Origin of the sequence: Clostridium bornimense, from assembly GCF_018917145.1 — a bacterium.
Lineage (GTDB): Bacteria > Bacillota > Clostridia > Clostridiales > Clostridiaceae > Clostridium_AN > Clostridium_AN bornimense_A.
The window spans coordinates 94,302-102,205 of record NZ_JAHLOD010000006.1; the positions used below are offsets into that span (position 1 = coordinate 94,302).

4 protein-coding genes are annotated in these 7,904 nt (G+C 28.3%); 1 reads left to right on the top strand and 3 read right to left on the bottom strand.

Annotated elements, in window-relative coordinates; genetic code table 11:
- Nucleotides 1-14: 14 nt before the first annotated feature.
- The 3 genes from KQI30_RS03650 to KQI30_RS03660 form a co-directional block, all read right to left on the bottom strand.
- Nucleotides 15-944, bottom strand: a complete 930-nt coding sequence (locus KQI30_RS03650) for a glycerate kinase family protein (protein WP_216461846.1) — start codon at nucleotides 942-944, stop codon at nucleotides 15-17.
- 90 nt (nucleotides 945-1,034) lie between these two features.
- The gene (locus KQI30_RS03655; RefSeq protein WP_216461847.1) at nucleotides 1,035-6,464 is read right to left on the bottom strand and encodes a SpaA isopeptide-forming pilin-related protein; all 5,430 of its coding nucleotides are present in this window, start codon (nucleotides 6,462-6,464) and stop codon (nucleotides 1,035-1,037) included.
- Between the two features lie 400 nt (nucleotides 6,465-6,864).
- On the bottom strand, nucleotides 6,865-7,092 hold the full coding sequence (locus KQI30_RS03660) for a glutaredoxin family protein (RefSeq protein WP_216461848.1): 228 nt from the start codon (nucleotides 7,090-7,092) through the stop codon (nucleotides 6,865-6,867).
- A 394-nt stretch (nucleotides 7,093-7,486) separates the two neighbouring features.
- Here KQI30_RS03660 and KQI30_RS03665 point away from each other — a divergent pair.
- The coding region (locus KQI30_RS03665; RefSeq protein ID WP_216461849.1) for an IS110 family transposase at nucleotides 7,487-7,904 on the top strand (418 nt) is incomplete at its 3' end.

Consider the following 7,904-nt stretch of genomic DNA (forward strand, 5'->3'; position numbering starts at 1 on the left):
CTTTTATCATTGCTTCATTTTATGCATTTAATAAGTATAGATATATTTTCACATGTCTTCTCTACATTATATTTACCACCTTTTAAGGCTTCTTCTATAGATGTAACTTCTGATAATATACTAAACATTGATAACTTAGAATAGTTATAAAATTCTTTAACATCAAAGTTAACTTTACCGCCTAGAGCAATAACAGGAACATTATACTTTTTTGCAATATTAATAATTCCTGTCATAGTTTTACCTTCTTTGGTTTGAAAATCAATACTACCTTCACCAGTAAAAACATAATCTGATTCCTTAATTTTTTCATCTAACTTACTATAATTCATTACAATATCTATTCCACTTTTAAAGCTCCCATTACAAAATCCAAGTAAAGCAGAGGCTGCACCTCCACCGGCACCTCCACCTTCTATACTCTCTAAATCAATATTAAAAATGCTTCTTACTATATTACTATAATGCTTTAAGTTATTATCTAAAATTTTCACCATCGATTCTGTTGCGCCTTTTTGTGGTCCAAATATATAACTAGCCCCATTAGGTCCTGTCAAAATGTTTTTTACCCCAAAATCTAATGCCTTCACAATTAATTCTCCAACACCATAAGATGTTGTGATAAGTGGATTCCTTTGTGCCGTATCTACTAATTGTAAACCACATGCTTCTGCCATTTCAATAACTGCTGTATCACCACTACCTAATATTCCAAACCTACTTTCTATCCTTTCTCCTAAAGGTCCTGTTACATATTCTTTAATTGTCTTTCCATTTGTTGCATTAATTAATGTATCTAAAGTTCCCTCTCCTCCATCAGCCATTGGCATATGTATACACCGAGCATCAATAAATACTTTCTTTATACCTTTCTCCATTGAAGAACATACTTCTTCTGCTGTCATGCTTTCTTTAAATGAATCTGGTGCTAATACAAACTTCATATCAAATCTCCTTAAAAAAATCCTATTAAGTAGATTCTATACTAATTGTATAAGTTATACTACCTAATAGGATATTTAAATTAATATTTTCTATTTTTTCTTTCTTTTATTATTTATAAATAATGCAACTCCTGCGCCTATTACTACAATAATTGCAGCGCCTATTCCTACATCACCAGTACTTATTCCACCTTTTATTTCCTCTGCCTCTTCCTCTTGTGCTCCATTAGAATCTTGTGCTTCTTCTTCGTCTACAAAATCTTGTTCTGCTTTTGTATCTTCTTCTATTTCTTCTGGTAATTTATCTTCATCTTTTATTACTATTTTTTCTTTTTCATTTACAATTGTTCCTAAATCTACTTTATTAGCTTCATCAGTAACTTCAAATTTTTCTTTATATTCTGGAGTTAAATATCCGCTTGGTGCTTTAGTTTCTTCAAGTATATATGTTCCTGCTTCATTTAATTTTGAAGATACTATTCCCTTCTTATCACTAACTATTGTATTTATTAACTTAGCTTTTCCATCTGTTACCCTATATAGCTTAAATTCTGCTCCAGCTAAAACGGTATTCTTGTCTAGAGAGTCTACTTTTGTTGCTGTAAAGCTATATTCTACTTTTTCTTTTTCTTTTACCTTATTTTCTATTTTACCTAAATTTACAACATTTTTATCATCAGTTACCTCAAATGTCTTTTTAAATTCAGGTTTTTCATAACCTTCAGGTGCTTTAACTTCTTCTAATACATATGTTCCTGCTTCATCTAAATTTGATGATACAGTACCATCATTACCACTTATAAGATCTTTTACGAATACTTCTTTTTTATCAATAACTTTATATAATTTAAACTCAGCTCCTGGTAAAACCTTAGTCTTATCATTAGCATCTACTTTTGTTGCTGTAAAACTATATTCCTTTTTCACTACTACTTCTTTAGTATTTTCTATGTTTCCAAGTTCAACCACATCATTGCTTTCAGTTACTTCAAATTTCTCTTTATAAGTAGGTTTTACATATCCAGTTGGTGCCTTAACTTCTTCTAATACATATGTTCCAACTCGATCTACCTTAGAAGTTATAACGCCTGTATCACTTGAAGTTATAGTTTTAATAAGTTCTGCGTTATTATCAGTTACCTTATATAACTTAAATTCTGCTCCTGCTAATGGTTTATTAGTCTCTCCATCTATTTTAGTTGCTGTAAAACTATATTCTTTCTTTTTATTTAAAATCTTTCCTAAATTAACTTGATTATTTGAATCACTAACAACAAATTGTTCTTTATATTGTGGTGTAACATATCCTGTTGGTGCTTTAACTTCTTCTAATATATATGTTCCAGCACTATCAAGTTTTGATGAAACAACTCCATCATTACCACTTATAAGATCTTTAATAAATTCTGTTTTACCATTATTAACTTTATATAGTTTAAATTCAGCACCAGCTAGTTTTTTAGTATTATCTACTGAATCTACTTTTTCTGCTGTAAATCCATATTCTATCTTTTCTTCTTCTTTTTCAACTTCTACTTCATTTGTTGTACGATCATTTACAACAGCAATATTACTGATAGTTTCTCCACCTTTAACATTTTTGAAGCTTACCTTTATTTTTATTCTAGAGTAAACCATTCTACCTTCTTCTTCTGTAGTAAATCCAAATATATCCTTTTTATTTACTACACTTATTGTGTTTGTATTCTTATTATAGTTTACATCAAATAATCCTGCTTCATCTTCATAACCTAAATATTCAAGTCTTGGATCTAACTTATCTTTAATACTTAATGTACCTTTCTTAATAGCTCCGTTAGCCCATGTCTTTATAGTATAAGTAACATTTTGATCATCTGAATTATTAGTTACTATTGATTTATCAGCTTCTTTTATAGCATTCAATCCAAAACTATCTACATATTGATCTAGTGTATATGATGCTTCTCTACTATATTCTTCTGCATCCATTGTAGCACTATTTACATATGAGTCTAATTGTTCAACTATCTTACATGAATATGTTATTTCATACTTACTTGCTACTTTAGCTATATTAATACTAAAGTTTCTTCCACTAGCTACTATATTACCTTTCAAATCATTAGTTACATCAATACCTTTAGTAAGATTTTTTATCTTAATACTTGATGGCACTATTTCCATTCCTTCTGGTACAGCATCTTTAAATTTTACATTACTTAATTCATTTTCCTCTGGATTAAGAATTACTTTATAGTTAGCTAAAGTACCTATTGGTAATGGACTATTTTTAACATCACTAATACTAACTAATTCTTTTGTTATACCTACTATATTTGCTATATCAACATCTAATTTAGTACTTGATTTATACTCTTTATTTGTTGTAACTACTGCTAAATTCTTATATCCATCTTTAATATATTTTTTTATATTTGTATTATATTCAATTTTATATCTAGCATTTGTTACATCATTAATAACAATTTTTAACTTATCTTGATTTCCATCTTTAGAAACCGTAATCGTATAATCTTTTCCCTCTGTAAGTCCAACCCATTGACCATTTTCTAGTTGTTTAGTAACTGGTATATAATATTTATTTAACTCCATACCTTCTGGTATTATATCTTCAAAAACAGCTTTTCCTGTTAAATTAAGCCCATTATTAACCATAACTAAATAATTAATATTCTTATTTATAACCTCATTAATACCATTAGGCTTTAATGATAAACTATTTACTAATAATCCATCATCAGCTTTAATAAACTTACTAATATTATCGTCAAAATTTATATCAGACTCTTCTGTTACTACAGCACTAGAACTATCTCCTTTTGTATTAGCCTTATAAGTAAAAGTAGCTGTATTTTCAAATCTTCCTTTTAAGTCAGTTATTCTTGTCTTATACTCTACAATATACTTATCAGATATTTCACCGAAATTAATTATTAACTTATTATTTTCATAACTAACTTGAAATTTATCTGTAACATCTACATTACTATATTTCCCTTGCTTATATATCTTTATAGATCCTTCTGCCAACTTCATACCATCTGGGATTACATCAGTTAATGTAGCATCTTCTTTATAAAGACTCTTTTGATTTAATTTTATCTTATAAGCAATTTCTTTTCCTACAGTATTTATCAGCCAATTGTCTCTCTTGATAGTTATTTCTTTTGCTTCTTTCCACCCATCTTGTAATACATACTTTTCTATAGGGTTATCTTTTGAATCAGCATTTTTACTTGGAATTACAGTTACTGAATCTTTTTCTACTCCATTACTATTAAACTTAAGTTCTGCATCATTAGTATATTGTTCCTTAAGGTTAATAATTTGTGCAGTATATTCTACCTTATATCTATCACTTATAGCTCCAAATGTTACTTTTAATAAATTATCACCTGTTACTTTTTTAAATTCTTCAGTGACATCTTTATATACATCATCACCTAAGTCTTTATATATTTTTACTGTATCCTCTAATAACATCATTCCTTCTGGAATTGTATCAGTTAAAGTAGTATTCTTCTTATTTTCTAATCTACTGTTTACCCAGATTCTATAATCTACTTTTGTTCCTATTCCAATTACATCATTATTTAAGTATTCCTTTATAGGGCCTTGTTGTTCTCCCCATTGTAGTACTACTTTATCTAATGGCTTATCAATTGGTTTAGGGTTTCCTCCTGGTTTTACAACTACTGAAGATTCCTCCTTATCTTTTCCAAAAGTAAGTACTGCTGTATTCTTATAAGAATTCTTTTTTCCTACTATTTTTGTTTTATATTCTACTTTATATCTGTCTTTAATAGTTCCAAAATTTATAACTAACTTATTCTTACTTGATGAAGCCTTTACTTTATTTATAAACTCAGCATCCATATTAACCCAATTGTATCTGCTTGTTTCTTTTTTTATTACTATTGAATTTAAATCTAATTCCATTCCATCAGGAATAGTATCAGTTAATTTTGCATTCTCTTTCTTTTCTAATTTATCATTAACTAATATACTATAGTCAACTGTTTGTCCCACTACTTCTCCTGTTGTTTCATTTGGTTTTACAACAGCATTATCACTTTGTCCATTAGCTTGTTTTAACAAATCATTATTTCCTGGAACAGTATAATTAGGAGTTAATGTTGTTTTATCAGAATCCTTTCCTCCCTTCCAAGTTAAATTTGCTATATTTTCATATTTTTCTTTATCTTCTGTTATCTTTATATCATATTCAACTATATACTTATGAGCTATGTTTTTGAACTCAATTTCTAGATTACCTTTTGATGTAATATTTTTAGATTGGCTATAAAATTCCTTAGTTACATCTACTTTATTTCCTTTTACATATTTGTAAACTTTCACTGAATCCTTTATGATCTCAGTTCCTTCTGGAATTTCATCTTTTAATACAACATCAGACTTCTCTTCATATTGTCCATATTTTCCTTCTTTATCATTAATCTTAATTGTATGATGATACTTTTGACCCTTTACTGAGCCATTTTCATCAGGAGTTATTGTTAAAGCATTTGGAGTATAATATGGATTATCCATTGTATTAACAGTTTTTGTAACATTGCTATTTCCAGGTCTATCTACTATTTCAGCAGTAGCTATAACAGAATCTTCAGCATCTTTTTTATTACTTGATGTAATCTTAGCTGAATTTACATATTTTGCTCTTCCTTCTTCCACTTTAGTTTTATAAGTTATTACATATGTATTACTTATATCACCAAGTTTTATTGACAAAATATTATTTTTTATCTTTGAATCACATTTTACTTCTTTCCCTGTACCATCTTCAGATAATTTCTCTAATTTTACTGAATCTTCAATTAAAGTCATTCCTGTAGGTATTGCATCTTCAAAAACAGCATCTTTTAATGAAGTAGCCTTTTCATTAATTAATACACTATAGTCTACTTCTTCACCTATAACTATACCTTCTTCATTTGATAAAATTGTATAATTTGGTTTTGTACCCGGTTGATTAGTTATCTTTTTGCTTACTAATGTTCCTGTAGTATCTTGCGGAATCAAATTCATATTAATATCTATTTTCTCTCCAGCTATATCTATAGAAACTTTTTTTTCTTCTTCCTTCTTTATAGAACCCACAGTAGCGGAAATTCCCAATTCACCACGTATAGCGGTATCAATTTGATTACCACAAATTAATGTAACTATCTTACTTCCATTTGATTCATTTATATTCATATCTTTAAAATGATGTTCTGGATAAGATGGAATTATATCTTTAAATACTTCTGGCAATTTAAATGTAAATTTATCTCCATCATTAGGTTTTTTATCTTTTGTAGCATAATCTAAGTGGAATTCTACAGTTTGACCTTCTTTTAACTCTACCTTAGAGTTAATATCTACTTCTTTACCATCGACTTTCATTACCAATATTGAATCTAAAGATCCAGCTAGAACTACCTCCATAGGCATAATATTTAAAATCATTGTCATTATAAATATTATACTTACAAACCCCGATATTACTTTTTTCATAAACTTTTCCCCCTACTAATTATGTCTTACATTAGTTAAATTAAAGTCTATATTTTGTAATTGGAAATTTTGTCGTCACTTTTTTACATCATGTAACACATAATTTATACAAATAAAATAAATATAATCTTTACTTACTTTTTATTAAATTATATTAATTATTTATATAAATGTCTCTATTTTTGTCGTAAACGTATATTTTTCTATCGCCATCTCTTATGCTCTAATCGTGAAAGGCCTTTTTTTTGTCGTGAAATAATATTTTATATAATAAAAACAGCATCTTGATTAATATCTATAAAATATTTTTTATTACATAGTTAAATATAATAATTTTTATAAAAAAATAAAAAGTTGTCACATTCGCAAATCTTCATTTACCAACATGACAACTTTTTAATTATTTGTTCATAGCATTTTCTATAGCTGATTTATCAAATCCTACAATTATTTCTCCATCTATATCAATAACTGGTACAGTTCTTTGTCCTGATACCTTCATTACCTCTTCTCTATCCTCGTGAGCATCTGCTACATTTATTTCCGTATACTTCCAACCTTTCATATCAAAAAACTTTTTTGCTTTAATACATGCTGGACACCAAGATGTAGAATAAATTTTTATCATATGTAAAACTCCTCGTATAATTAATTTTGTAGTGAATTTAATATGTATTTCCAGTAATAAAATTCACTACAATATGCTAAAGATTACTGGAAATTATATAGACTGTATAGAATTACTCCTAAATGTCGATATTTAAAATATGAATTGGCATAGGGATATTCTGTTACTCCTTGTTGACCACTAACGTGGTACTTCTTTAAAAGAGTGTTTCCCTAATTATAATGTTAACTTCTAACCCAGTCGTTGTTCGGATTACTAATTCGTTAGAGTAGCAAATAACATCAAGTAATTAGTAATTTAGTTCTTATTTGTGCGAGGGTGTTGATGCATTATAAATTAGGGGTAATCCTATGTCAGTTCTATTTTTTATTTTTATAGGAAAGGTGGTGATACCATGAATAATACTTTAACAACTACTTTATTCATTGGTATAGACGTTAGTTCAAAATCTAATTATGTCGTTGCTTTAGATTTCTTTGGTAACAAATTACTTTCATTTGATGCGAGTAATAATCTACCTGGCTCCGAAAAAATAGTAGCCAATATAACATCATGTCTTAAAGAAAATAATTTTACACATCTAACAATCGCTATGGAATCTACCTCCTTCTATAGCTGGCATATAGCTAACACATTAGCTACTCACGATGCCTTGTTATGGCTTAAGCCCAAAATATATTGCTTGAATCCTAGAGTAATTTGTGCTTATAAAAAATCTTTTGTTGACATTGATAAAACCGATCCAAAGGATGCTTTTGTAATTGCAGACTTTGCAAGAGTAGGTAAAATAACATCAGCACCTTGGAAGGGTG

Coding starts and splice junctions, on each gene's coding strand:
- KQI30_RS03660 (WP_216461848.1), bottom strand. CDS start 7,092: ATGATAAAAATTTATTCTACATCTTGGTGTCCAGCATGTATTAAAGCA.
- KQI30_RS03650 (WP_216461846.1), bottom strand. CDS start 944: ATGAAGTTTGTATTAGCACCAGATTCATTTAAAGAAAGCATGACAGCA.
- KQI30_RS03655 (WP_216461847.1), bottom strand. CDS start 6,464: ATGAAAAAAGTAATATCGGGGTTTGTAAGTATAATATTTATAATGACA.